The following is a 23,529-nucleotide window of genomic DNA, read 5'->3' as shown; positions in this document are numbered from 1 at the left end:
TTCTGCTGTTTCAGTTCAGCTCACCTACAGTCTGAAAGCTGAATATACGGTTCAATTCCGAACTCCAGCTGTCTAATGACGTCATTTTACTCCGTTCTCCTTTTTGTTTATACAAGGATAAATCAAAACCGCAATGTGAACAGCACGGGAAATTTTCGTCTTCAAGCTCATATGCTTCATCAAAATAAGATAACAATGATTGCCTTACACAACCGTCACGCTGAAGCAGAAAAGATACGCGGTGCATTTTTTCCCTCTTCAGCTCTATACGAGATGAAATTTCCTGCTCCATCAGTTCAATTGATGTTTTCCCCTGCATAAAGAGATGGATCATCATACGGGCCTGTGTCTCTCCGACACCATATTGCATGATTACGTCGCGCAGCCTTCTCTCATCCTGCTCATCTGTTTTTTCAAGCACGCGGATGACTTCTGCGATTTCTCCAGCTGTAACACTCTCCATTTGGATAATCTGCTCTTGCAATTCAAAATCACCTGGCGCCCGCAGCAAAATGCTGACACTTGGTTTTCCATCACGTCCAGCTCTGCCGATTTCCTGCATAAAAGCTTCGGCCGTCTGCGGGAGATGAAAATGAATCACATACCTGATATCAGGCTTATCGACACCCATTCCAAACGCATTCGTACAACATATCACATCAAGCTGGTTATGAATAAACTGCTGTTGTATTAAAATCCTATCGCCAGACTCCATACCACCATGGTAAAAGTCAGCTCTGCTGCTCGTCTTGCTTTTAATTTCGCCCGCTAATTCTTCGGCCCATTTCCGTGTCGGGCAATAAACAATTCCCGGCCCTTGCAGGTTTTCAACCAGCTGAATTACCCTATCTATTTTTTCGGCAGGATTTTCCGCATTTTCAATACGGAGTGCGATATTTGGCCGATTGACTGAGTTGAGATGCCGTTGAGCATGCTGCAGCTCCAGCAGGTTCGTGACATCTTGCAACGTATCCTTTGTCGCTGTAGCTGTCAATGCCAAAACAGGTGGGTGCCCAAGTTTTTTTCTCAGCTGTCCGAGCTTTGAATAGTCAGGCCTGAAGTCGTGCCCCCATTCAGAAATACAATGCGCCTCATCAATAACGAATAAGCTGATCGGGACACTTTTCAATTTTTCCAACACATATGGCGACTGCAAAGCCTCCGGGGACAAGTACAAAAATTTATATCGGTGAATATGCTCCAAAACCAATTGTCTTTCCTGCCTGCTAAGCATACTGTTCAAAGCAGCCGCACGCTTTTCACCCCGCGCTTTCAGCTGCTGAACTTGATCCTCCATTAAAGAAAGCAGCGGTGAAACAATTAACACCATGCCGTCAAGCATATAGCCAGGAAGCTGGTAGCAAAGCGATTTCCCTCCTCCGGTCGGAAGCATCGCAATGGTATCCTTCCCGCTAAGCACGCTTCTAATAATGTCCTCCTGCCCTTTTTTAAAGGAAGTAAAACCAAAAAACTGATATAACGTTTTCTGTAATTCAGTCATATTGCTGCACCTGCTTTGTCAATGCCAGTCTGATTTGAAAGTAGCTAAATTGCTGTTCAAGCCCGTCGCGAATTTGTTTGATTTTGTTCGTCTGCATCCGCTTGGAAAACTCTGTGATCTTGATCTGATCTTCCACTGTTACATAGTCATCAATCACAAACGCAGGCTCATGAAGAGAAATTTCAACAATATGGTCTTCGATCGTGGCTGTTTTCAGCTTTCTGATTTCAGCAATTCGCTGTATCGGGATCCCTTGTTTGACCATCTGCCATGTTTTCCTCGTTGACTCTGTCAAGGCATTCTCTAAATGCACATCAGAGAGAAGGTCTTTTAACAGTGAATGTTCACATGCCGGCAGAGAATAAATAAAGTAATGTACCGAAGCCCAAAACATAATATACACATACCATTCATCTTCTTTGAGCGCGTCAGCAAGCTGCCTGCTTGTATAACCAATCCTATGGTGCGAGGTTAAGGAATAGACAAAAATTTGCGCTGCCTTATCATCAAGCTTCTGCAAATGCGCTTCCAGCATGGCAAAAAGACTGTTTGCCATCTCTATATGATCCGTATGCCGAAACAGGAATCTCTTGACCCAGTGAAGTGTCTTGTAATCCTTGGTGACAGGGATATATTGCCTGCTTCCTTGCAGTTTATGGGATAAAACCTGCACAAGCAGAGATAGTCTTTTCCAAAGTACTCTAGCTGCCTGCTGGTAATAAGCGCCGTGGCAGTGTGCCGGCCAAGGCCGCTCAGTAAGAGCACGGCTTAAAGCTGCTGTTCCGCTGGCTGTTGCTTTGTATGTATCTGTTTCAAACAATGATTCAAGGTAGGAATGCTGTTCAAGCTTAGTAAGTGACGCTGAAATATCTCTTCTCGAACATTGCGGCGCTATCCCAAAGTATTTCGCAGTCTGAAATAGGCCGGCATCTTGAATGGTTTGTGACGATCTTTTGCCCTTGAATAGGTGGAAAACAGCGCTTCCCGACCGTTCTCCGTTCATTTTATAAAGGCAATCGAGAACCATAATATCGAAATAATTTAATGACAACCTATTCACCCACATTCTTCCTGACAAAAATCGTTGATTTGCTCCTTTTATTTTAACAGATTTCTAACAGAAATCGACGTTTAAAGTCATCGTTAAGGGGGATGTTATGTAGATGACCCCTTATGTGATAAGCATTCTCAATCATTTTTCTGTTGAAATGTGGCAGCAACATCATTACAATAAGTAAGGGAATAGGTGTTAAATTGATTAAATATAAAGATTGATCCATTTGTTCCACCAAGAACAATCTGGGAGGTTTTATTCATGGCAAAGTACACAATCGTAGACAAAGATACATGTATAGCATGCGGCGCTTGCGGAGCTGCTGCACCAGACATTTACGATTACGATGATGAAGGCATCGCGTTCGTAACGCTAGATGAAAACAAAGGCGTTGTCGAAGTTCCTGAGGTACTGGAAGAAGATATGATTGACGCATTTGAAGGATGCCCTACTGATTCCATCAAAGTGGCGGATGAGCCATTTGAAGGCGACGCGCTTAAATTCGAATAGAAGCAACAAAAAAAGCTCCCCTGCGGGAGCTTTTTTCATTAATGGATATGCGCGCTTCGCTGCTGTTCAATCCATGGCTTAAGCTTGATGAAAATAAGTGAGAATACAATTGTAATGATAATGCCTTTTATGATGTTAAACGGCAGGATACCTGCGACGACCGCTGTTTTCAGCGCGCTGTCAGATAATACCGGTGAATGCAAAAACCACGTGTATGCCGGAAGAATCAGAACATAATTTAAGATGCTCATCAAAATGGTCATCGCTGCAGTTCCCAGAAGAAGACTGACAGCCAAGCCCTTTGTTGAGTTCAGCTTTTTAAATAAGAAAGCAGTCGGTAATATAAAGAGTGTGCCTGCGATAAAGTTTGCAACTTGCCCTACAGGAACTCCAGCCATGCTCCCTTGAATGATATATTGTAGAACATTTTTGATTCCTTCTACAGCAATACCGGCCAAAGGTCCGTAAATCAGAATGGCAATAATAGCGGGCACGTCGCTAAAATCAATTTTTAAATAATCCGGAAGACCCGGAAACGGGAAATTCAACAGCATCAGAACAAATGCAATACTGCTCAGCATACTGATCACAACTAATTTTTTTACTTTCATTACACTCTCTCCTTTTCGATCATATCTTACTCGAAAACGGAAAGGTTCTTTTCCAGCCAATAAAAAAAACCGCTTTATGTATAAAAGCGGGGTTTCGAAAATTAGGCTAGTCAAAGAAACGTTTGAAATGACAATTTCAAAACGCTTATGAACCTCTACCTTCTCCCATCCAGACTGTACTGTCGGCTCCGGAATTTCACCGAATCCTGCTGTAAAAACAGCTCGCGGGCTTAGAGCCATCGGCTCATCACCGCCGGTAGGGAATTTCACCCTGCCCCGAAGATTGATCATATGAATTTAATTTCATTATAAACGATAACCGGTTGGCTGTATAGAGAATTGCTTCAAATTATATATAATAGAAAAATGTTGTTTTTTCAAGCCTTTCTTTTATCCTTTACTGCGTCAATATACATTGACACTCTATTAAGAATATGTTAAATTATCAGATATTTAGTTTGTCAATTTAGGAGGAAATCTAACGATGTTTCGAGTATTGGTCTCAGACAAAATGAGCAATGACGGTTTACAGCCACTTATTGATTCAGATTTTATTGAAATCGTTCAAAAAAACGTAACAGAAGCAGAGGAGGAATTACATACTTTTGATGCTCTTTTGGTGAGAAGCGCGACAAAAGTGACAGAAGACCTTTTCAAAAAAATGACTTCTTTAAAAATTGTCGGAAGAGCTGGTGTCGGTGTAGATAATATCGATATTGACGAAGCGACTAAACATGGGGTAATCGTGATTAACGCCCCAAATGGAAACACCATTTCGACAGCTGAGCATACATTTGCGATGATCTCTTCCTTAATGCGACACATTCCTCAGGCTAATATCTCAGTGAAATCCAAAGAGTGGAATCGTACAGCTTACGTCGGTTCAGAGCTTTATGGAAAAACGCTTGGAATTGTCGGATTAGGCCGAATCGGAAGCGAAATTGCACAGCGCGCGCGAGCATTTGGTATGACTGTTCACGTTTTTGATCCTTTCTTAACTGAAGAGAGAGCGAAAAAAATCGGGGTAAACAGCCGTACATTTGAAGAAGTGCTTGAAAACGCCGATATTATTACCGTTCATACACCTTTGACAAAAGAAACAAAAGGCTTATTAAATAAAGAAACGATCGCTAAAACGAAAAAAGGCGTTCGCTTAATTAACTGTGCGCGAGGCGGTATTATCGATGAAGCGGCGCTTCTCGAAGCATTGGAAAGCGGACATGTTGCCGGAGCGGCGCTGGACGTTTTTGAAGTTGAACCTCCAGTTGAGAATAAACTCGTTGATCATCCATTAGTGATTGCCACTCCTCATTTGGGAGCATCGACGAAAGAAGCTCAGCTGAATGTGGCGGCTCAAGTGTCAGAAGAAGTTTTGCAATTCGCAAAAGGCCTTCCTGTAATGTCAGCTATCAACCTGCCTGCCATGACAAAAGATGAATTTGCTAAGATTAAGCCTTACCATCAAATCGCAGGAAAAATCGGCAGCCTCGTATCCCAATGCATGAAAGAGCCTGTACAGGATGTTGCCATCCAATATGAAGGTACAATTGCCAAACTTGAAACATCGTTCATTACAAAAAGCCTTCTGTCAGGCTTTTTAAAACAGCGCGTCGACTCAACAGTTAACGAAGTCAATGCCGGCGGTGTCGCAAAAGAACGCGGCATCAGCTTCAGTGAAAAGATTTCCTCTACTGAATCTGGATACGATAACTGCATAAGCGTAAAAGTGACAGGAGATCGCAGTACCTTTACTGTGACAGCTACGTATATCCCTAATTTCGGAGAGCGTATTGTCGAGATCAACGGATTTAATATCGATTTTTATCCGACAGGTCACCTTGTATATATTCAGCATCGAGATACAACAGGTGTCATCGGCAAAGTAGGACGTATTCTCGGAGATAATGATATTAACATTGCAACCATGCAGGTTGGCCGTAAAGAAAAAGGCGGAGAAGCCATCATGATGCTTTCATTTGACAGACATTTGGAAGATAAAATTGTGAAAGAGCTAACAAACGTTTCTGACATTGTGTCTGTGAAGCTCATTGATCTTCCGTAATTTAAAAACTCAAGCTTTTGAAGCTTGAGTTTTTTATTGTTCTATTTTCGTGTATTTTTGTGCAGAATCTCTAAAAAATTCCTCAGCTCAGAAACAGGGATTTGGCCAGGTGCCGAGGCTTCTTCTCCTGCCCCAAACGTGCAAGCTGATCCAAAAACCTCCCCGCTTAGCCTGCTGATCAGCCCTGTTTCTGCCATTGACATCGTAATAATTGGACGGTCTGCATATGTTGTTTTCATTGTGTACGTCGCATCAAGCAGTGTTAAAATATCTCCCGTATCATTTGGCATGACAGCAATTTTCGGAATATGCGCGCCTAAATCCTGCATTTTTCGAAGTCTCGACAGAATCACCTCTTTCGCAGGTGTGTTCTCAAAATCATGATTTGACATCACTACATAAACATGATGTTCTTCTGCCAGCGATACGAAAGCTTCCACGTTTGCATCTCCTGAAAATAATTCAATGTCAATAAGGTCAATTTCTTTTGTTCGAACTGCCGCTTCCAGTAAAGCAATATAGGAGCTTTCATCCATTTTCATGCTCCCGCCTTCTTTATGAGTTCTAAATGTAAATAGAAACAGTATATCCGCTAAAGATTCCCGAAGCTTAGAAATCATCTTTGTGACGGCTGCTTTGTCATTTGCTTTTTCAAATACATCGACTCGCCACTCTACAATGTCCGGATTCAGCAGTTTTACAGCTTCTGCTTCATTCAAAATTTGATTTTCCGTTTTGCCCATTAGCGGAACGATGATTTTCGGCATTCCTTCACCAATAGAAACTCCTTTAATTGTTAACACGTTCACTCGTCTCAAATCCTTTCAATCGGTACCCTTTTTTTATTATACACGCCAAGGTTTTTTTTGAAAATTTCTATTATATAAAAAGTTGAAAAGAGCTGAAGTGAAGCAAACCCCTAAAGTGATTCGTTACGCTGCTTTTGACGCATGATACAGATAATTTTTGATTCGATATTGAGTTGACGTTTTTTATTTTGTAATCCCTAGCTTATGTGGCGTATAACTGGTGTAATTTCGTAAAAATGCAGACAAAAGAAAAGCACCTCTACATCGAACATGCAGGGTGCACTTCAAAAGAATTCTTTTTAATTTAATGAAATTGGATTTGGAGCAGCTGGTACCGAAATGGGATCTGATACGTCATATTTGCCAATTTTTTTTGCTTTGGTTTCCGTAAAAGTCACATCTGTAAAGCCGAAGTCCTTCGCTGTTAAAAGAAGTCCTTCAAGCATTAAAATACCGGTAATCGAATCATCAACTTCTGCGTCTTTTGAGAAACGGATATATAAGTGATTCTGTTTCTCCGTTACAGATTGGACAGCACCCGTTTGAATAAGAGGTTCTGTATCCTCTTGGCTGCTTGATTCCATGTCCTTAATTGCTTCTTTTACAGTATTAAATGTTTTTTTTGACGGAACGAGAAAGTCTTGTCCTTGTTTATTTTGGTATAAGCAATAGGCTCTTTTTGACTGTTTAGGAATCGAAATTTCCGTAAAAGTGCCATATGAGCCAATAGGAACGCCACTCTCATTTTGATCTGATAAAAATGTTACTTTTTCGTATGGACTCCATTTTAAGGATTCTTTCAGCAATTTTTTCAACAGTGTATCATCTCTTACCGAAAAGGCCGTAATGAGCTGATGGACTCGTACACTTAATTCTTTCTGCTTTGGTTTTTCCTTGACCTCTACTTCATCTATGAAGGATGGAATCGTAATGGCATCATGATCAAGGATACCCAATTCACCACTTCTAGACAGCATATCCTGTATCGTTTGGTCTGCGTTTGTTTTTTTGATGCTGATGGGTATGATTGCGGATGTTTCGGCATCAGCTATCGCAACAGTAATGTAATGACTCTGTTCCTTTTCAGGAACAACAAATGAAGTCTGCTTCAGGGACGACGCAGCTTTCGGGCTGTCTGCTTTCTCCATTTTCGTTACAGCGTTCTCTTCGGACGCTTCTTTTTGTTGAGGCTGTGCCTGATTAAAGAAATGAGGAGTAATAATGAAGGCGATATAAATCGCAATTGCAGCAGCACACGCGGGGCCAATCCACCTAACTGTGGGCTTTTTTTTGCTATTTGCCATCGTCAGCCGCTTGTAAATATCGTGAGGTGAACGATGGTCTTTAACTGCTGGAAGTTGGCTTAACAACTCCTTTACCTGTTCTTCGTTCCATTCTGACTTCATCATCCATTAGCTCCTCCCTCAAAAGCTCCATATGTTTCCGAAGTACTTTGAGCCCTCTATGTTGGGTCGTTTTTACTTTGCTTTCCGAGAAGCGCAGCGTAGTGGCTGTTTCCTGAATTGAATATCCCTGAATAAACCGTAAGATAATCACAGCTCTTTGATCGATCGTACATTGATCAAGCGCAGCATAAATTTCACGGACATTTTCATGCTGAACCGCAAGTTCGTCCGGAAGCAGTTGCTGGTCTCTGACATCCTGTGTATCCCAATCAAATGTGCCGAGTATACGCTGTCTGATCGTCTGCTGTTTACGGAACCAGTCTATCGCAACATGACGTGCGATAGATAAAAGCCATGTTTTTTCACTGCTTCTTCCTTCAAACGTATGATAAGAATGTAGTACCCGAATATAAACCTCCTGAAGAAGATCTTCCGCCTGGCTTTTATCCTTTACCATATAAAATAAAAATTGGTACAAATCTTGATGATATGTATCATATAATAATTGAAAGGTTTCTTCCATTTGAAACCCCTCCGTTCACTTTTTTGTCGTATGAATAGCTTGAAAAGTTACATTACAACTATATTACGAGAAACTGGAATTTGGAAGGGAATTTATATTAACATATCCTTAAATTTTATTAATATGGTCTTTTTTAAAAAAACACCCGCTCTAATAGCGGGTGTTTCTTATGGAACAAGATTCTTCGGCAATTTCAGACTCGATGTCATGATTTTGTCGGAATATAAAATGTAAATGTTGTACCTTTATCCATTCGACTGTGCACCGTAATCGACCCGTTGTGGGCTTCCACAATATTTTTAACGATAGCCAGTCCAAGTCCGGTTCCTGCTCTGCCTCTTGTCCGCGCTTTATCTGCCTTATAGAACCGCTCAAAGATAAACGGCAGATCTTCTTCCGGTATACCGGATCCAGTGTCTTTAATATCAATTTTCAATGCATCCTTCACAGAATGGGCTGTAATGGAGACACTGCCGCCGGATGAAGTATGCCGCAGCGCGTTATCTATCAAATTGGTAAAGACCTGCTCCATTTTGTCCTCATCAAACATTAACTCTTCTTCTGTGAGAGAAATGTCTTGATGTAAAGCAATATTTTTTTCTCTCGCAACACCGGAAAACTTCCGGATGATTTTCTCTAAAAACTCATTCACATTAATTTTTTCATAATGCAAGCCTGTATGCCCTGATTCCATTCGCGCTAAATCAAGCAAATCATTGACCAAACGGCCCATTCGAAGTGATTCGTCATAAATGATTTGGGCAATTTCTTTCCGGTCTTCCTCGGAGCTTGCAATGTCATCGACAATTGCTTCACTGTATCCCTGAAGCATAGAAATCGGTGTTCTCAGCTCATGGCTGACATTTGCTATAAAATCCTCCCGCAGTTTATCCAAGCGGCGTTCTTCCGTCATGTCGCGCAGCACGGCAACCGCTCCCCTGACATGTGATTTCGCATAAAGCGGCGTCATTAAGAGCACCCATGATCTGCCTTGCAGCGTCATCTCGATCATTTGTTCTTTTTCAGTGCTGACAACGTTTTGGAACAGCTCTTTTGCTTCAGGCGGAAGGTTATCACCTTCTTTGATATTCATGTTCTGCTCATAATACCAAGCTTGGAGAAAACGTTCAGCCGGCGGATTTGTCACAAGAATTGCACCATCAATATTGATGGTAATAACCCCGTCAGCCATACTGCTCAAAATATTAGAAAGCTGCTCTTTTTCTTGATTGAGCGCATTAATATGAAAGTTAAGCTGCCGGCCCATTTGATTGAAGGCAGTTGCCAGTTCTCCGATTTCATCCTGGGTTAGAATCGGGATTTTTGTATCAAACTTGCCTTTCGCCAAATCCTGTGCGCCTTCTCTCATTTTTCGGAGCGGATACGTGACCCTGCTTGATAAAAAGAAAGCGAAAAACGTGGTCAGCACAGTCGCAATCCCCGCGGCCAGAAAAATATAACGGGTTGTATGTTTTGTTGTATCTTTAACAGCAAGCAAAGACTGAGATAAAAAGACCATGCCTTTCTTTCCGTCTTTTTCATACGGGACACCGACAATCAAACGTTCATTATCCGTGTCTGTATCGCTCAGCCCTGTTCGCTTACTTACTTTTTTATGGTTTTGGAGAGCATGATTTAAGTCTTTGTCGTGTTGTATTTGCTCAACCGTAATGGACGACAGGCGATTTTTATCATTGGGAGAATACCAGTGCTTTTTCTCATCCTGAACGATTGCAATGCTTGTTAAGTTATCAGCGAGCTCCCAAGTGATTGATCTTGCCAGTGCCTGGTCTTCGTGATTTTCTATGATGACAGCAACTTTATTTGCAAGCTGTGTTAAATCATTCTCAGCTTCTTCCACATGATAATTTTCAATAAACTCCAGCAAAAGAACCGTTAAAATGAATAATACGATCAAGACGAGCGAAAGGATTGTAAACCATAGCTTGCCAACTACGCTTTTCCAAAATTTCATTCAGCGCCTACCTCAAATTTATAGCCTACACCCCATACAGTGACAATTTTTTTCGCAGCTTCCGGCGATACCTTGTTCAGCTTCTCTCTCAGGCGTTTAACGTGAGTATCTACTGTTCGCAAATCTCCAAAAAACTCATATTGCCATACTTCTTTCAAAAGCTTTTCCCGGTCATACACTTTATCAGGTGTTTTCGCTAAGAAATATAGAAGCTCATACTCTTTTGGTGTTAAGCTTACTTCTGTTCCGTCTGCAGTTACGCGATGAGCGTCATGGTCAATAGACAGATGTGAGAACACAAGTACATTTTTCGTCGGTGTATTGGCATTGAAATAAGAGGTTTGGGATGCTCTTCTTAAAAGAGCTTTTACCCGCAGCACGACTTCTCTCGGGCTGAACGGTTTGACAATATAATCATCTGTTCCCGCTTCAAATCCCTGAACCCGGTTTGCTTCTTCTCCTTTTGCCGTCAGCATGATAATTGGCGTTGCTTTTTTTTCCCGTACTTGCCGGCACACTTCAATTCCGTCAGTTCCCGGCATCATCAGATCAAGCAAAATCAAGTCATAATTGGCTTCAAGTCCTTTGGCAATCGCTTCATCACCATTTTCCGCTTCGTCTATGACATAATTTTCACGTTCAAGATACATTCTTAAAAGGCGGCGAATTCTGGCTTCGTCATCAACTATTAATATTTTGGTTTCGTTCATTTGGTCCATCGTTTTCCCCCTGCTTTCCTTCTGTTACTTTCATTTTATCAAATCATGAGAAAGTTTGAGAACTGGTCTCTTTTTAAGGACTATGCATAAGAATGAAGTCCGGCAAGCACTAGATTTACAAATATTAAATTAAACATGATAATAGCAAAACCGATAACGGCCAGCCATGCTGACTTCTCACCGTGCCAGCCTCTTGACAGTCTTAAATGAAGATACGCGGCATAAAATAAAAACGTAATCAGCGCCCATACTTCCTTCGGGTCCCAGCCCCAAAATCTGGTCCAAGCGAGCTGAGCCCAAATCATTGCGAAGATCAGCGCGCCGAGCGTAAAGATCGGAAACCCGATTGATACCGCCCTGTACCCAACCTCATCCACCAGATCAAGATTGACGTTTTTCACTAGAGGATGTAATAGAGCGCTGATTCTTTTTCTGAAGATGAGACGAAGAGCCCCGTATAAAACAAGGCCAGCTCCAAACGACCAGATTACCGTATTTACCTTTCTGCCTGAGAAAATGGCGGGAAGCTCAGCAAGCGGCTTCATTTTCCCCTCGGTCAAAAGCTCTCCCTCATGCGGGCCGATAAGCGCAGGCATTTCGTACTTCATCACGATTTTTTTGTTATTTTTATCCACCCAGTTGAACTCCGCTTCATAGCCCGCGAGACGAAATGCTGAAGTAACCCCAATAAAGGCCACAGTTGTGACCAGAATAAACATAATCGCTTCTAGCCAGAACGTTTTTTTGCTTGGTTTTGTCTGGTCTACATGCTTTAACAGGAAGATGACACCTGCGACAAAGCTGATAGCAAGTATAGCTTGCCCAAGTGCGGCCGTTGTTACGTGAATATACAGCCAATTGCTCTGCAGCGACGGAATTAAGGGCGAGATGTCTCTCGGAAACATACTGGCATAAGCAATCAGCAATAAAGCGATTGACAGTGTAAATAAGCCCAATGATGGCAATCTATAAATAAAATATAGAATAATAAACGCCAAAACGAGCATCATGCCAAAGGCGGTGGTGAATTCAAACATATTGCTGACAGGCGCATGACCGCTTGCCGCCCACCTTAAGGCGAAATATCCCAGATGACAGAGAAAACCAACAATAGAAAGAGCGATCCCGATATTGGCCCACCGGTTTGGCTTGCTCTTTTGATCTTTATTTCCGCGTATGGCCCCGCCGAAAATCGGGACAGCGATTAAATACACAAGAAAGGCTGCATAAAGAAAATTTCCGCTCAGCTCTGCCATGACATCACTCCTTTTTCGCCTAATTCTGTGTTTTGGTTAATTCTTTTTGGTCCTCCGGTTCAGTCAGTCCGGAATCAGCCAATACAAAGGCTAGATCCTTTTTCAAGCCATACCAGTTTTTATTCGTATGCCCAGCCACCATGACTGCGCCATCCTGTGAGTGCAGCCAGATTCTTCGGTGCTGCCAATACATGCCTTGAATAACACCAATCATAAAAATGGCTCCGCCGACGGCAAGCACCCAGAGTGTCAAATCCTTTCTGACTGTAAGTCCGGTAATGTTTTTCGTATCGACATGGTCAAATTTCAGCTTGTATTTATTGCTTCCGGAGCCTTCAATTGTTTCTTGGATGGCGACAAAGCTTTTTTCGCCCTTCGGTTTATCCGGCGTGATGATATTAAAGACAAAAGCCGGGTTGTTAGGGATTTTAGTTTTCGTGCTCGGCTCACCGTCCTGATTAAAATAGAAGTCTGGCAGATAGCTGGCGACTTCCACCTTGTAACCGTTACCAAGATCATAAACCGAATCTGGATCCAGAAGGTTGATCTTTAAACTCCCGAAGGATTTTTTAGTTTTTTTGTCTATTAGCTGGAATACCATTTGATCAAGCTGATTCTCTTTATAATCTACCTGGTAAACAGAAAAAGAATTAAAACGCAGCGGCTGATTGACACGAATGTCCTCTTCTGTTACTTTTTTCAGCTTCGGCTTCTCACCATAAACAATTTTTCCTTCTCTCTTGTAGAGCACGGCATCCGTTTGAAAGTTCTTTGCCACTCTTCCGTCCCCGACTCTGTCAATGGCATCTGCGAATACCTTTTTTTCCGTTTTGCTGCTATAGGTTTCTACACTGAATTGATTGTTTTTTAGATAATATTTTCCATCTGTTCCCGGGATTGCTGCGGTTTCACCTTCTCTGACCCAAAGCGTCTCATCAACGTACATGCCGGGCACAAATCTCAGCATCGCACCTATCAGAAAGATAATCAATCCAATGTGGTTGACATACGGGCCCCAGCGAGAAAAACGCCCTTTTTCAGCAAGAATGCTGCCCTCTTTTTCTCTGATTCTATAATGCTTTTTCGTTAAGAGAGCAGTAATCTTTTCTTTTGTTTCCCCGTGCAGCACAATATCCGTTTCACTGAACAAGCGCTGCCTTTTTAAAAAAGCAGGACTCCGTTGGACACCTTGGTTTTTCAATGCTCTATATAACGGAATGACTCGATCGAGACTGCAAATCACGAGTGAAATGCCGATCGAAGCAATGAGCAGCAAATACCACCAAGAGCCATATAAGTGATGAAACCCGAGCAAGTAATAAAGCTGGCCGAATGTGCCGTACTGCTCTTTGTAATAAGTATCTGCCTGCGCACCAGGCGGCAAATAGGCTTCCTGGGGAAAAATAGTGCCGAACGCTGATGCAGCAAGGGTTATGATGATAAGCCATATTCCCACCTTAACCGAAGAAAAAAAATTCCAAACTTTGTCAACAATCGTCTTGTTATAGGTTTGTGAACGTCTTGCACTGCCGTCATATCTCATATCAGCAAGCGGAGGCTGAGTGTCCTGAAGAGCTCTTCCGCACGATTCACATAGAACGGTTCCGACCGGGTTTATATGTCCGCATTCGCATTTGACTTGCTTCATCCTGACGTCTCTCCGGGTTTTATCAGATTCATATAATCGTGTATCATACTTTCTGTCATAGGACCGGTCACCACCTTGACAACTTTTCCTTCCGGATTGATGAGAAAGGTTGTCGGAAGCGGAGATACGTCATAGGCATCAAGCACTTGGCGATCTGTATCCAGAACAACCGGGAAATTGACTCCGTAGGATTTCATAAAATTATGTACTGCTATCTTTGACTCCCCAACATTTACCGCGACAATTTCAACACCTTGATCTTTAAAATGCTTATATTGGTTCGCCATATAAGGAAATTCTTTTTTGCATGGTTCACACCATGTGCCCCAGAAATTCAAAAAAACACCTTTTCCTTTTAAGTCACTGAGCTCGATACGTTTCCCATTCGTACCTTCAAGGACAAAATTCGGTGCGTTGGATCCTTCAGATATACTCTCTTTGCCGGCAAATACTGCGTTGTAAATGGTATAGCCAAGTGCGCAGATTAAAACGAGAAGGATGCCGGTCCGAATGAATAAACGCCTTTTTTTCTTCATTGTCCGCTGCCCCCTTCCCCCAATTGTATATCCATTCAATTATATCATTGCCCAATCATTTCACATTTCTTACTTTTTGAAGGTTATGTGAAATTTAGAAAGCGTTTTTACCGTGCTCAGCCAGCGCTCTGAGTCTTTTGACTTCATGAGGCGTAAGCTCTCGGGCATCTCCTGTATGCAGGCCGCGCAAGTTTAAAAACGCGTATTCTTCACGCTTCAGCTTAATAACCTCATGGCCAATCGCTTCGAACATGCGGCGCACCTGTCTGTTGCGTCCTTCATGAATCGTCAGCTGTATAATGCTTGTTTGTTTTTTCTTATCCAAAGACAGCAGCTTCGCTTTAGCAGGCGCCGTTTTGCCTTCTTCAAGCCTGATTCCGCGTTCCAGTTTTCTAAGCACTTCTTTAGGCGGGATGCCTTTCACCTTTGCCACATATGTTTTGTCTATTTCATACTTAGGGTGCATCAGTTTATTGGCAAACTCGCCGTCATTGGTTAAAAGCAAAAGACCGCTCGTATCATAATCCAGACGTCCAATCGGGTAAATGCGCTGCGGGATTGCTTTAAAAAAGTCTGTTACGACTTTGCGGCCTTTGTCATCCTGGGCTGCAGAAATGACACCTCTTGGTTTATATAAAAGGAAGTAAACCGGCTCTTCGCGTTCCACCTTTAACCCATTTACCTCAATTTGATCAGAACCGGTCACCTTAACACCAAGCTCTGTTATTACTTTGCCGTTCACCTTTACTTTTCCTTCTTTAATCAGCTCCTCCGCCTTTCTGCGCGATGCAACTCCGGCGTGAGCAATTACTTTTTGCAGTCTTTCCATGTCTTTCACCTCATGTATTATCTTACTTTTTTCAACCTTAACAAACAAGCTTTTTCAAATTTCTATGCCAAATCCAAAAAAACGCCGTTTTCAGGCGTTCCCAAATAATAACGTAACGATGATGATAGATGCAACTACGCCGATTAAATCAGCAAGGAGCCCCACCTTTAAAGCATCCCCCATTTTTTTAATGCCCACCGCTCCAAAATACACAGTCAGTACGTAAAGCGTTGTATCTGTTGATCCTTGCATGACGGAAGCAAGCCTCCCGATAAAAGAGTCCGGCCCGTATACCGCTATTAAATCTGTCGTCATGCCAAGTGCTGCCGTACCGGAGATCGGACGAATCAACGCAAGCGGAACTACCTCAGCGGGGATGCCCATAGCGGAGAAAAACGGTTTCAAAAAATCCATTATAAAATCAAGCGCACCCGATGACCTAAAAACAGTGATGGCGACAAGCATTCCGACTAAATAAGGGATAATGGAAAAGGCAATTTCTATCCCTTCTTTTCCGCCTTCGACGAAGGATTCATATGTGGGGACCTTTTTCATTGTTCCATACAGAAGAATTCCGGCAATAATGATTGGAATCATGGCTAAAGAAAGCCAGTTGATGATTTCCATCCGCTCACCTTCCCTTCCTTTTGCGGCGGTAATAAAAGTACCGATCAATAAAAATAGCGCCGATTCCGGAAATGAGTGTCGCTAAAATACTCGGCCCGACGATATCTGTCGGTGCTTTGGAGGAATAAGCCATTCGGACTGCGATAACGGTTGTCGGGATGAGAGTGATGCATGACGTATTGACCGCTAAAAAAGTAATCATCGACCGGCTCGCTTCCGTTCGATTTCCATTCAGCTTTTTCATTTGCTCCATTGCTTTTATGCCAAGCGGAGTTGCTGCATTACCAAGGCCGAAAAAGTTCGCCATGAGATTAGATAAAATGTAGCCCATTGCAGGATGATCCGGCGGTATATCAGGAAACAGTTTAGATATAAAAGGCCTGCACATCCGGCTGAATAACTCCAAAAGCCCTGACTGCTCGGCTATTTTCATTAAACCCAGCCAGAAAACAAGCACGCTCATCAGTCCGAATGAAATCGTAACGGCTTCCTTTGCCCCCTTAAATACGGCTTCATTGACATCTTGCAGCGTTCCGTTGCACATCGCAAAAACAAGTCCGATCACAGTTAAACTGACCCAAATTATATTGACCATTTTGTCCCGCCAGCCGCATTCAGAAAGATTGATTTAAATGTTTCAAAAAATTGTTTTTTCGGTTTTTGATGTCGTTTATTTTCATAATAGATTGGCACTTTGGCGATCATTTCGTCGTTGAACATGATCTTCATGTGCCCTACGATGTCAGGAATTTTCGAGGCGTCTTTTTCCCATGCTTTTTTCGGCTTAAGCAGCGTGGTTTTAATTTTAACGTCTTCCTTTTCCTCATCGGTTAGCAAATAGGTGATATCACGTTTGATAAAAGCCTTTGATTCATAAAATGTGCCTTTCAGCTTGGGAATGTCTCCTTTTTTTGCGATTAAATAGGTTTGATAATGATCAAATACATAGTTAAACATATTCATATGATCATCCCAATCGTCAGGATCATTTATGGTGACGGCAATCAAGTCAACGCCGGCCTTTGAGGCTGTTGAGACCAGTGTCCGTTTTGCAAGTTTTGTATAGCCTGTTTTCCCCCCTGTGCTGTAAGGGTAAAGCATGGTCAGCAGCTTATTTTTGTTTTTCCAGACGCTTTCCATTGTTTCAGCTTTGTATATTTTTGTTCCTGAAATTTTTTGATAGTTTTTCAGTTTCATCGCGTATTTGGTTAAAATGGCCATATCATAGGCTGTTGAATAATGATTTTCATGGTCGTCCAATCCGTGCGGGTTTTGAAAACGAGTGTTCTTCATGCCAAGCTGCTCAGCTTTTTGATTCATCATGTAAATAAATCCATCAAGACTGCCCCCGACATGCTCAGCAATTGCGACAGCGGCGTCGTTTCCTGATCTCAGCATCAGTCCATACACGAGATCTTTTAGTTTCACTTTTTGTCCTTCTGTCAAATAAATGGCAGATCCTTCTGTTTTGACAGCATTTGCTGACACTGTCACCGATTCATCCATTTTACCTGATTCGATAGCAAGAACAGCTGTCATAATTTTTGTGATGCTTGCAATTCGCCTTTTTTCATGCTCATCCTTTGCAAATAATACTCTGCCTGACGCTCCGTCTATCACGATCGCGCTTTTTGCACTGACATCTATAGCATGGGCTGTGTCTACATTTACATTAGCAATAAGAAATGTAATCATGACCATAAATACTGCTTTTTTGAAAATGCGCATGTTTGCTCACGTCCTTGTGGTGGTTTGTACAAGTTTATGCGCATGTCCACAAGTTATGAATAACAATTATATGCACGCAAAAAAACCCTCCCTGAAAAAGGGAGAGTAAAGGTTATCTGATTGGCGCCATGCTCGATCCGGATGCTTCATAATGAGCCAGGTCTTCCCTCATCTTCAGAAATGCTGCGCTTAGCGGCAATAATAATTGCTCAAGCGACGCAGGAACAGCATGATAAAATTTAATTGCGCTGACACCCGTATAAGACGCCCGGCTATTTTCACACCACGTGTCTTTTTTCGGCATAAAAAACTCTTCAATACATTGGTGATACACTTTGTAAAGTGTTTTTTCCGCTCTGGCGTCCGAAAAAGGCTCCTGCATGAGGAGACGGCGGCACGCTTCTGCGCCTCCTTCACAAAATACTGTCATTCTTCTCAGAGTGCTCAGCACATCACAACAGTATCCTTCCTCAACAGGCAATTCAGCCTGTAAAGATTCCAGCGTCGTTTGATTTAGGTAATCGTTAATGGTATTGACAACCATTGATAAGAATTCGCCTGTTTTTTGAGTCTGCGCCCGCACAATCGAATGTCCCATTTCGTTCAGTATCTTCCCCTCATGTCTTTGTCTCTCATATAATGCTTCTTTCATGATAGCTTCTTCCTTATATCTTATGATGATGAAAAAGCGCGATTCATTAAACTTCTATTTTATATCTTCGAAGGTTTGGTTAAAGTTTTCAAAAAATAAATCTGCTTCTTCTTGAATAACGTCTTCTTCCGCATTTTCAGGCAGCGGCGGAAGCTCGTCCAGTGTTTTCAGACCGAATTGTTCTAGAAATGTCGGTGTTGTGCCGTATAAAATAGCCCGTCCCGGACCATCAGCCCGGCCGACTTCGCACAACAGCGCCTTCGCGACAAGACTGTGTAAAATCCGCTCTGATTTCACGCCCCTGATTTCTTCAATTTCAGCTCTCGTAATCGGCTGTCTGTATGAAACAATAGCCAGCACTTCTAATGAGGCTTGAGAAAGGCCCTTTGACGGCACTTCAATCAATTTTTTCAAGTATGGCGCAAAGTTTTTTTTGGTGGAAAGCATGTACGTATCTGCATATTCAATAAGCTCAATGCCTCTTGTCTCCCCGCGGTATTCGTCCGCCACTTCCGCCATGATGGTATTCAGTTCAGGCTCTTCGATTTCAAGCACCGTTAACAGCTGCTTTTTTGTCAGCCCTTCATCTCCTGCCGCATAAAGAAGGGCTTCCACTATAGCTTTCCAATTCACGATATCAAGCCCCATGAATGGATTCACTCCCCGCAATGTAAATATCTGAAAAATTGTGCTCCTGTTCAATGAATATCAGCTGATTTTTCATCAGCTCAAGAACAGCAAGAAACGTCACAACCAAATGGTCTTTTTGTTCATATGGAAACAGGTCCATAAAGTTGATTTTTGTTCCTCTTGATTTCAGGCTGTGCACGATTTCTTTCATTCTGTCTTCGATTGGTATTTCCTGTCTGGTAATTGTTGTTTCCATCGGTCTGGTTATTTTTTTTCGTTTCAACACTTTTTGAAAAGCCCCGATCATATCATAAACCGTGACAGAGAGCCTTTGCTCAGACTGTTTTACTTCTTTTGCAAATTCGCTCAAATCACTCGGCGGTTTCGTGAACGATTTTTGTCTTTCTTCTTCCCGTTCTTTTAAATCCTTCGCCGCATCTTTATATTTTCTATACTCAATCAGCTTTTCAATCAGTTCTTCCCGCGGATCTTCTTCTTCAAGTAATTCATCTTCAAAAAGCTCCTCCTCTTGCTTCGGGAGCAGCATTTTGCTTTTAATGCTGAGCAGCGTGGCAGCCATGACTAAATACTCGCTGGCAATATCAAGCTCAAGCACACGCATCGTATGTACATATAATAAATATTGTTCAGTGATCTTCGCCACAGGTATATCATATATGTCAATTTCAAGACGATTGATTAAATGAAGCAGCAGGTCCAACGGGCCCTCAAACGTATCAATTTTCACTTGATATTCTTCCATCATCTCACCATTTTCAAGTATCGCTCTCATTGCCGGATAAACTGGCTACCCTTTAGTATAAGCCACCAAAAAGCTCTCGTCCAATACTATTTCATTTCCTGTTTTGAAGAATTTGTGCAGAATATTCAGAACGGAAAAGGCGTCGCTCAGATGATTACAAAGGAGATGGGAGAAGAGAGTCTTAGCGGCAGTTTCTCTTTCATTACCATGCTAAAACAATGACGCAATCAGAGCTTAGCGTTCTTTTTTCCTTTTATCCTTCCTGTGTTACACTAAGGGCAGATTAAAGGAGGAAGTACCTTGTATCCGAACGCTTATATCAATTATCTCGTTGAATTTCACGCGACACGGGATTATTTTGAATGCCATGAAATACTAGAAGAATATTGGAAGGAAGACCCGCCAGATAAACGAAAAATATACTGGGTCGGCTTTATTCAGCTTGCGGTTGCTTTGTATCATCACAGAAGGAAGAATACAGCCGGCGCAAAAAAACTGATGGCGAACAGCATTCGAATTCTTCATGCTGAAAAACAAGCGGTCGAAAGCCTGGGTCTTGATCATAGCCGTTTGCTTGAGCTTATGCGGTTGGTATACGAACAAATCGAAGCCGGATCTTTTTATCAAAGCATTATGCTGCCGATCAAAGATGCGAAGCTGGAGGAAGCGTGCCGCATCGAATGCAAGAAAAAAGAGTATACATGGGGGCAGCCCAGCACACTCACCGATGCATTTCTTATCGACAAGCACCGTTTGCGGGATCGGACTGATGTCCTCCTTGAACGTGAAAAAGAAATAGAGCGTAGAAAAAAAAGCAGAGGCTGGTAACAGCCTCTGCTTTTAATTATTGTATGAAATGTCTTGATCCTGCTGACCTTGACAACGTTCGAAAAAGCTCTGCGTTAATTCATTCGGAACCAGTACCTGTGTTTTGAATAAATGCTTTAAAGCATCCATCATCTGTTTTCCGATTCCTTGATGGCGATGAGAAGGATTCACACTGATATGCCGGATTTCAACCTCAGAATCCTTTTTTTCGACTCCGATTGCTCCGACGATATCCTCGTCCTCTTTCCAAAGAAAGAGCTGGCGGTCTGTATCCGTTTCGTAGTCCTTAATTGTCTGCTGAAGCTGCTTCAGGTCTTTTTCACTCGGCATGAACGAAAGAAGCCCCATCGCAATCTTTTCAAACGATTTTTTATAACGAATTAACATAAAAACCCCTCTATATCAAAATGTCCAATATGCTATTAACGGATACGAATAGGTGATCCGTATTCTCACATTATATCATTATCGCCATATTTTTAAACTCTTTTCAGCAAATTATTCAAATGAACGGTTTAAATTTGCCATTTCAATGGCAGAAACAGCACAATCTACACCTTTATTGCCCGCTTTTGTACCGGCTCGTTCAATTGCCTGTTCGATGTTTTCAGTTGTGACGATTCCAAAAATGACCGGCACGCCTGTAGTGTTTGCCGCTTGCGCGATACCTTTTGCAGCTTCGTTGCAGACATAATCATAGTGTGTTGTTGCACCTCTGATAACAGTGCCTAATGTGATAACGGCGTCATATTTTTTTGTTTCCGCCATTTTTTTCGCAGCAAACGGAATTTCAAATGCACCCGGCACCCAAGCTACATCGATATCATTTGTATCCACGCCGTGTCGGAGAAGCGCATCTTCTGCACCGCTCAGCAGCTTACTCGTAATAAAATCGTTAAATCTTCCTACGACGATTCCGATTTTAAGACCTGTACCGACTAAATTTCCTTGTATGATATTCATATGATTCCCATCCTTTTTGTGATATTAGTTTTTTTAGAAATGAAGTAAATGCCCTAACTTGTTCATCTTGGTTTGTAAATATTTTTTGTTGTGCTCTTTTGCTGCCATTTGAAGCGGCACTCTTTCTGAGATGCTGAGTCCATAGCCTTCAAGCCCGGCGATTTTTCGCGGATTATTCGTCAAAAGCTTCATATTCCGCACACCGAGATCGCGCAATATTTGCGCTCCGATTCCATAGTTGCGAAGGTCGGGCAAGAACCCAAGCGCCTCGTTGGCTTCTACAGTGTCATAGCCTTGCTCCTGAAGCTTATAAGCTTTTAATTTATTGATTAAACCGATGCCGCGGCCTTCTTGGCGCAAGTACAAGAGCACTCCCCGGCCTTCTGCAGCAATTTGTGTCAGCGCGGCATGGAGCTGCGGGCCGCAGTCACAGCGATGAGATCCAAACACGTCACCTGTGAGACATTCTGAATGCACCCGGACCAGTACAGGCTCTTCACCGAACGGTACATCTCCCATCACAAATGCGACATGCTCTTTTCCGTCAACCTCATTTGTATATCCGTAAACCTGAAATGTGCCAAAATCAGTGGGGAGCGTAATATCAACCTCACGCTCGACAAGCGAGGTTAAGTTGTAACGGTATTGAATCAAATCTTTAATCGTGATCATCTTTAATTGATGTTTTTTCGCAATTTCAATGAGTTCAGGCACTCTCGCCATTGTTCCGTCTTCATTCATAATTTCACAAATCACACCCGCTCCTTGAGATCCGCAGGCTTCAGCAAGATCAACAGCAGCTTCTGTATGACCCGCTCTTTTTAGGACGCCCCCTTTTTTCGCAATGAGCGGAAATATGTGACCGGGACGCTGAAAATCAGACGGAACAGATTTGCTGTCAAGCAATGCTTGAACGGTAAAGGATCTTTCTTGAGCACTGATGCCCGTCTTCGTTTTGCGATGGTCAATGCTTACCGTAAAGGCAGTATGGTGAGAATCTGTATTATGTTCAACCATATGGTGAAGATCAAGCTTGTTTGCGATTTCTTCACTGAGCGGCGTGCAAATCAGCCCTCTCCCGTGTGTCGCCATAAAATTAATGACTTCTGGTGTTGAATGCTCAGCAAGAGCTACGAAGTCTCCTTCATTTTCTCTGTCTTCGTCATCTACAACGATGATGACTTCGCCTTTTTTTAGAGCGCCTAGTGCTTCTTCTATCGGATGAAACATACAAATCTTCCTCTCTAAAAGCCGTTTTCGTTTAAGAAGGCTTTTGTTATGGTTTGTTGGTTCTTATTTTCATTGGCTTTATGCAAAAATCGATACATGTATTTTCCGATCATATCGCATTCGATATTCACTTTAGAACCAATCGTTTTTTCTGAGAAAATCGTTTCGCTGATTGTGTGAGGTATTAAAGAAATTGTCACTGTATCCTCTGTCAGGCCGAAAATGGTTAAGCTCACGCCGTCCACAGTCACCGATCCTTTTAAAACCAATGTTTCTGTTAAAGACGGATTCATTTTCAAATCATAGTAAACAGCATTGCTTTTCTCTTCAATTCGTGTAATTTCCGCAGTTCCGTCGACATGTCCTGAGACGAAATGGCCTCCGAAACGGCCGTTGGCTGCCATCGCTCTTTCCAGATTTACTTTACTTCCTTTTGATAGACCATTCAGGGACGTTGCTTTGACTGTTTCAGGCATCACATCCACTGTGAATTGATTTTTTGTAAAATCAGTCACAGTTAAGCAAACGCCGTTCACTGCAATGCTGTCGCCCAAATGAACATCCTCTAGAATTTTTGAGCATGTAATCGTTAAGGCCATTGACTGCCCTGCTTTTTTCATGGATTCGATCGTGCCTGTTTCTTCTATAATTCCTGTAAACATGGTCACC

General features: G+C 42.3%; 25 protein-coding genes and 1 riboswitch. Of the genes, 3 read left to right on the top strand and 22 right to left on the bottom strand.

What is annotated here, in order from left to right:
* Nucleotides 1-10: 10 nt before the first annotated feature.
* The gene (locus BTW01_RS08610; RefSeq protein ID WP_162102581.1) at nucleotides 11-1,501 is read right to left on the bottom strand and encodes a RecQ family ATP-dependent DNA helicase; all 1,491 of its coding nucleotides are present in this window, start codon (nucleotides 1,499-1,501) and stop codon (nucleotides 11-13) included.
* Nucleotides 1,494-2,552, bottom strand: coding sequence for a helix-turn-helix domain-containing protein (locus BTW01_RS08605; RefSeq protein WP_162102817.1), 1,059 nt, complete (start codon nucleotides 2,550-2,552; stop codon nucleotides 1,494-1,496). Before BTW01_RS08605 ends, BTW01_RS08610 begins: the two co-directional genes overlap by 8 nt.
* A 264-nt stretch (nucleotides 2,553-2,816) precedes the next feature.
* Here BTW01_RS08605 and BTW01_RS08600 point away from each other — a divergent pair, with 264 nt between their 5' ends.
* Nucleotides 2,817-3,065, top strand: a complete 249-nt coding sequence (locus BTW01_RS08600) for a ferredoxin (RefSeq protein ID WP_039074341.1) — start codon at nucleotides 2,817-2,819, stop codon at nucleotides 3,063-3,065.
* 38 nt (nucleotides 3,066-3,103) lie between these two features.
* On the opposite strand, the gene fmnP is transcribed toward BTW01_RS08600, so the two are convergent.
* Entirely contained in the window at nucleotides 3,104-3,676 is a 573-nt protein-coding gene (gene fmnP, locus BTW01_RS08595; protein WP_162102580.1) for a riboflavin transporter FmnP, read from the bottom strand.
* Nucleotides 3,677-3,829: 153 nt separating this feature from the next.
* A riboswitch (FMN riboswitch) is annotated at nucleotides 3,830-3,964 on the bottom strand.
* Between the two features lie 196 nt (nucleotides 3,965-4,160).
* Here fmnP and serA point away from each other — a divergent pair.
* On the top strand, nucleotides 4,161-5,738 hold the full coding sequence (gene serA / locus BTW01_RS08590) for a phosphoglycerate dehydrogenase (RefSeq protein ID WP_162102579.1): 1,578 nt from the start codon (nucleotides 4,161-4,163) through the stop codon (nucleotides 5,736-5,738).
* Between the two features lie 41 nt (nucleotides 5,739-5,779).
* On the opposite strand, the gene aroD is transcribed toward serA, so the two are convergent.
* From aroD to scpA, 15 genes are all read right to left on the bottom strand, one after another.
* A complete protein-coding gene (aroD, locus tag BTW01_RS08585; RefSeq protein WP_162102578.1) occupies nucleotides 5,780-6,547 on the bottom strand; it encodes a type I 3-dehydroquinate dehydratase in 768 nt (255 codons plus the stop codon).
* Between the two features lie 299 nt (nucleotides 6,548-6,846).
* Nucleotides 6,847-7,956 carry a sigma-X negative effector gene (locus tag BTW01_RS08580; RefSeq protein ID WP_162102577.1) on the bottom strand — a complete coding sequence of 370 codons (1,110 nt, stop codon included), beginning with the start codon at nucleotides 7,954-7,956 and terminating at the stop codon, nucleotides 6,847-6,849.
* Nucleotides 7,892-8,476, bottom strand: a complete 585-nt coding sequence (gene sigX, locus BTW01_RS08575) for an RNA polymerase sigma factor SigX (protein WP_162102576.1) — start codon at nucleotides 8,474-8,476, stop codon at nucleotides 7,892-7,894. The genes BTW01_RS08580 and sigX overlap by 65 nt, the downstream gene beginning before the upstream one ends.
* Before the next feature lie 205 nt (nucleotides 8,477-8,681).
* Nucleotides 8,682-10,451 (bottom strand): sensor histidine kinase ResE, encoded by a 1,770-nt coding sequence (gene resE, locus BTW01_RS08570; RefSeq protein WP_162102575.1) that lies wholly within the window; start codon nucleotides 10,449-10,451, stop codon nucleotides 8,682-8,684.
* Complete coding sequence (gene resD, locus BTW01_RS08565; protein ID WP_162102574.1) at nucleotides 10,448-11,170, bottom strand: DNA-binding response regulator ResD; 723 nt, start codon at nucleotides 11,168-11,170, stop codon at nucleotides 10,448-10,450. The genes resE and resD overlap by 4 nt, the downstream gene beginning before the upstream one ends.
* An 80-nt stretch (nucleotides 11,171-11,250) precedes the next feature.
* A complete protein-coding gene (gene ccsB / locus BTW01_RS08560) occupies nucleotides 11,251-12,426 on the bottom strand; it encodes a c-type cytochrome biogenesis protein CcsB (protein WP_162102573.1) in 1,176 nt (391 codons plus the stop codon).
* Nucleotides 12,427-12,445: 19 nt separating this feature from the next.
* Nucleotides 12,446-14,074 carry a cytochrome c biogenesis protein ResB gene (resB, locus tag BTW01_RS08555; protein ID WP_162102572.1) on the bottom strand — a complete coding sequence of 543 codons (1,629 nt, stop codon included), beginning with the start codon at nucleotides 14,072-14,074 and terminating at the stop codon, nucleotides 12,446-12,448.
* On the bottom strand, nucleotides 14,071-14,610 hold the full coding sequence (gene resA / locus BTW01_RS08550; protein WP_162102571.1) for a thiol-disulfide oxidoreductase ResA: 540 nt from the start codon (nucleotides 14,608-14,610) through the stop codon (nucleotides 14,071-14,073). The genes resB and resA overlap by 4 nt, the downstream gene beginning before the upstream one ends.
* A 94-nt stretch (nucleotides 14,611-14,704) precedes the next feature.
* Nucleotides 14,705-15,439: a 23S rRNA pseudouridine(2605) synthase RluB gene (rluB, locus tag BTW01_RS08545; protein WP_162102570.1), complete on the bottom strand. Its 735-nt coding sequence runs from the start codon at nucleotides 15,437-15,439 to the stop codon at nucleotides 14,705-14,707.
* A 90-nt stretch (nucleotides 15,440-15,529) separates the two neighbouring features.
* The gene (spmB, locus tag BTW01_RS08540; RefSeq protein ID WP_162102569.1) at nucleotides 15,530-16,066 is read right to left on the bottom strand and encodes a spore maturation protein SpmB; all 537 of its coding nucleotides are present in this window, start codon (nucleotides 16,064-16,066) and stop codon (nucleotides 15,530-15,532) included.
* A 4-nt stretch (nucleotides 16,067-16,070) separates the two neighbouring features.
* A complete protein-coding gene (gene spmA / locus BTW01_RS08535) occupies nucleotides 16,071-16,661 on the bottom strand; it encodes a spore maturation protein SpmA (RefSeq protein WP_162102568.1) in 591 nt (196 codons plus the stop codon).
* Complete coding sequence (locus tag BTW01_RS08530; protein ID WP_162102567.1) at nucleotides 16,649-17,794, bottom strand: D-alanyl-D-alanine carboxypeptidase family protein; 1,146 nt, start codon at nucleotides 17,792-17,794, stop codon at nucleotides 16,649-16,651. The genes spmA and BTW01_RS08530 overlap by 13 nt, the downstream gene beginning before the upstream one ends.
* Before the next feature lie 112 nt (nucleotides 17,795-17,906).
* Complete coding sequence (locus tag BTW01_RS08525) at nucleotides 17,907-18,446, bottom strand: YpuI family protein (protein WP_162102566.1); 540 nt, start codon at nucleotides 18,444-18,446, stop codon at nucleotides 17,907-17,909.
* A gap of 54 nt (nucleotides 18,447-18,500) precedes the next feature.
* A complete protein-coding gene (scpB, locus tag BTW01_RS08520) occupies nucleotides 18,501-19,094 on the bottom strand; it encodes an SMC-Scp complex subunit ScpB (RefSeq protein ID WP_162102565.1) in 594 nt (197 codons plus the stop codon).
* The gene (gene scpA / locus BTW01_RS08515) at nucleotides 19,084-19,839 is read right to left on the bottom strand and encodes a segregation/condensation protein A (protein ID WP_162102564.1); all 756 of its coding nucleotides are present in this window, start codon (nucleotides 19,837-19,839) and stop codon (nucleotides 19,084-19,086) included. The genes scpB and scpA overlap by 11 nt, the downstream gene beginning before the upstream one ends.
* A 300-nt stretch (nucleotides 19,840-20,139) precedes the next feature.
* On the opposite strand from scpA, the gene BTW01_RS08510 reads away from it, so the two are divergent.
* A complete protein-coding gene (locus tag BTW01_RS08510; protein WP_162102563.1) occupies nucleotides 20,140-20,667 on the top strand; it encodes a DUF309 domain-containing protein in 528 nt (175 codons plus the stop codon).
* Nucleotides 20,668-20,679: 12 nt separating this feature from the next.
* Here the strand turns inward: BTW01_RS08510 and ribT are convergent, their stop codons facing one another.
* The 4 genes from ribT to ribE form a co-directional block, all read right to left on the bottom strand.
* Nucleotides 20,680-21,054 (bottom strand): GNAT family N-acetyltransferase RibT, encoded by a 375-nt coding sequence (gene ribT / locus BTW01_RS08505; protein ID WP_024715198.1) that lies wholly within the window; start codon nucleotides 21,052-21,054, stop codon nucleotides 20,680-20,682.
* Between the two features lie 111 nt (nucleotides 21,055-21,165).
* Entirely contained in the window at nucleotides 21,166-21,630 is a 465-nt protein-coding gene (ribH, locus tag BTW01_RS08500) for a 6,7-dimethyl-8-ribityllumazine synthase (protein WP_024121911.1), read from the bottom strand.
* A gap of 33 nt (nucleotides 21,631-21,663) precedes the next feature.
* Nucleotides 21,664-22,860 (bottom strand): bifunctional 3,4-dihydroxy-2-butanone-4-phosphate synthase/GTP cyclohydrolase II, encoded by a 1,197-nt coding sequence (locus BTW01_RS08495; RefSeq protein WP_162102562.1) that lies wholly within the window; start codon nucleotides 22,858-22,860, stop codon nucleotides 21,664-21,666.
* Nucleotides 22,861-22,874: 14 nt separating this feature from the next.
* Complete coding sequence (ribE, locus tag BTW01_RS08490; protein ID WP_162102561.1) at nucleotides 22,875-23,522, bottom strand: riboflavin synthase subunit alpha; 648 nt, start codon at nucleotides 23,520-23,522, stop codon at nucleotides 22,875-22,877.
* Nucleotides 23,523-23,529: the final 7 nt, after the last annotated feature.

Origin of the sequence: Bacillus sp. SKDU12, from assembly GCF_010093085.1 — a bacterium.
Taxonomy (GTDB): domain Bacteria; phylum Bacillota; class Bacilli; order Bacillales; family Bacillaceae; genus Bacillus; species Bacillus mexicanus.
Note: the sequence above shows the minus strand (reverse complement) of the source record. Positions and strands in the feature narration are given on the sequence as shown.

What these genes read in the sequence shown, in the direction of transcription:
- BTW01_RS08610 (WP_162102581.1), bottom strand. Translation starts at nt 1,501, where the DNA reads ATGACTGAATTACAGAAAACGTTATATCAGTTTTTTGGTTTTACTTCC.
- BTW01_RS08600 (WP_039074341.1), top strand. Translation starts at nt 2,817, where the DNA reads ATGGCAAAGTACACAATCGTAGACAAAGATACATGTATAGCATGCGGC.
- fmnP (WP_162102580.1), bottom strand. Translation starts at nt 3,676, where the DNA reads ATGAAAGTAAAAAAATTAGTTGTGATCAGTATGCTGAGCAGTATTGCA.
- serA (WP_162102579.1), top strand. Translation starts at nt 4,161, where the DNA reads ATGTTTCGAGTATTGGTCTCAGACAAAATGAGCAATGACGGTTTACAG.
- BTW01_RS08580 (WP_162102577.1), bottom strand. Translation starts at nt 7,956, where the DNA reads ATGATGAAGTCAGAATGGAACGAAGAACAGGTAAAGGAGTTGTTAAGC.
- sigX (WP_162102576.1), bottom strand. Translation starts at nt 8,476, where the DNA reads ATGGAAGAAACCTTTCAATTATTATATGATACATATCATCAAGATTTG.
- resE (WP_162102575.1), bottom strand. Translation starts at nt 10,451, where the DNA reads ATGAAATTTTGGAAAAGCGTAGTTGGCAAGCTATGGTTTACAATCCTT.
- resD (WP_162102574.1), bottom strand. Translation starts at nt 11,170, where the DNA reads ATGGACCAAATGAACGAAACCAAAATATTAATAGTTGATGACGAAGCC.
- ccsB (WP_162102573.1), bottom strand. Translation starts at nt 12,426, where the DNA reads ATGGCAGAGCTGAGCGGAAATTTTCTTTATGCAGCCTTTCTTGTGTAT.
- resB (WP_162102572.1), bottom strand. Translation starts at nt 14,074, where the DNA reads ATGAAGCAAGTCAAATGCGAATGCGGACATATAAACCCGGTCGGAACC.
- resA (WP_162102571.1), bottom strand. Translation starts at nt 14,610, where the DNA reads ATGAAGAAAAAAAGGCGTTTATTCATTCGGACCGGCATCCTTCTCGTT.
- rluB (WP_162102570.1), bottom strand. Translation starts at nt 15,439, where the DNA reads ATGGAAAGACTGCAAAAAGTAATTGCTCACGCCGGAGTTGCATCGCGC.
- spmB (WP_162102569.1), bottom strand. Translation starts at nt 16,066, where the DNA reads ATGGAAATCATCAACTGGCTTTCTTTAGCCATGATTCCAATCATTATT.
- spmA (WP_162102568.1), bottom strand. Translation starts at nt 16,661, where the DNA reads ATGGTCAATATAATTTGGGTCAGTTTAACTGTGATCGGACTTGTTTTT.
- BTW01_RS08530 (WP_162102567.1), bottom strand. Translation starts at nt 17,794, where the DNA reads ATGCGCATTTTCAAAAAAGCAGTATTTATGGTCATGATTACATTTCTT.
- BTW01_RS08525 (WP_162102566.1), bottom strand. Translation starts at nt 18,446, where the DNA reads ATGAAAGAAGCATTATATGAGAGACAAAGACATGAGGGGAAGATACTG.
- scpB (WP_162102565.1), bottom strand. Translation starts at nt 19,094, where the DNA reads ATGGGGCTTGATATCGTGAATTGGAAAGCTATAGTGGAAGCCCTTCTT.
- scpA (WP_162102564.1), bottom strand. Translation starts at nt 19,839, where the DNA reads ATGGAAGAATATCAAGTGAAAATTGATACGTTTGAGGGCCCGTTGGAC.
- ribT (WP_024715198.1), bottom strand. Translation starts at nt 21,054, where the DNA reads ATGTTAATTCGTTATAAAAAATCGTTTGAAAAGATTGCGATGGGGCTT.
- ribH (WP_024121911.1), bottom strand. Translation starts at nt 21,630, where the DNA reads ATGAATATCATACAAGGAAATTTAGTCGGTACAGGTCTTAAAATCGGA.
- BTW01_RS08495 (WP_162102562.1), bottom strand. Translation starts at nt 22,860, where the DNA reads ATGTTTCATCCGATAGAAGAAGCACTAGGCGCTCTAAAAAAAGGCGAA.
- ribE (WP_162102561.1), bottom strand. Translation starts at nt 23,522, where the DNA reads ATGTTTACAGGAATTATAGAAGAAACAGGCACGATCGAATCCATGAAA.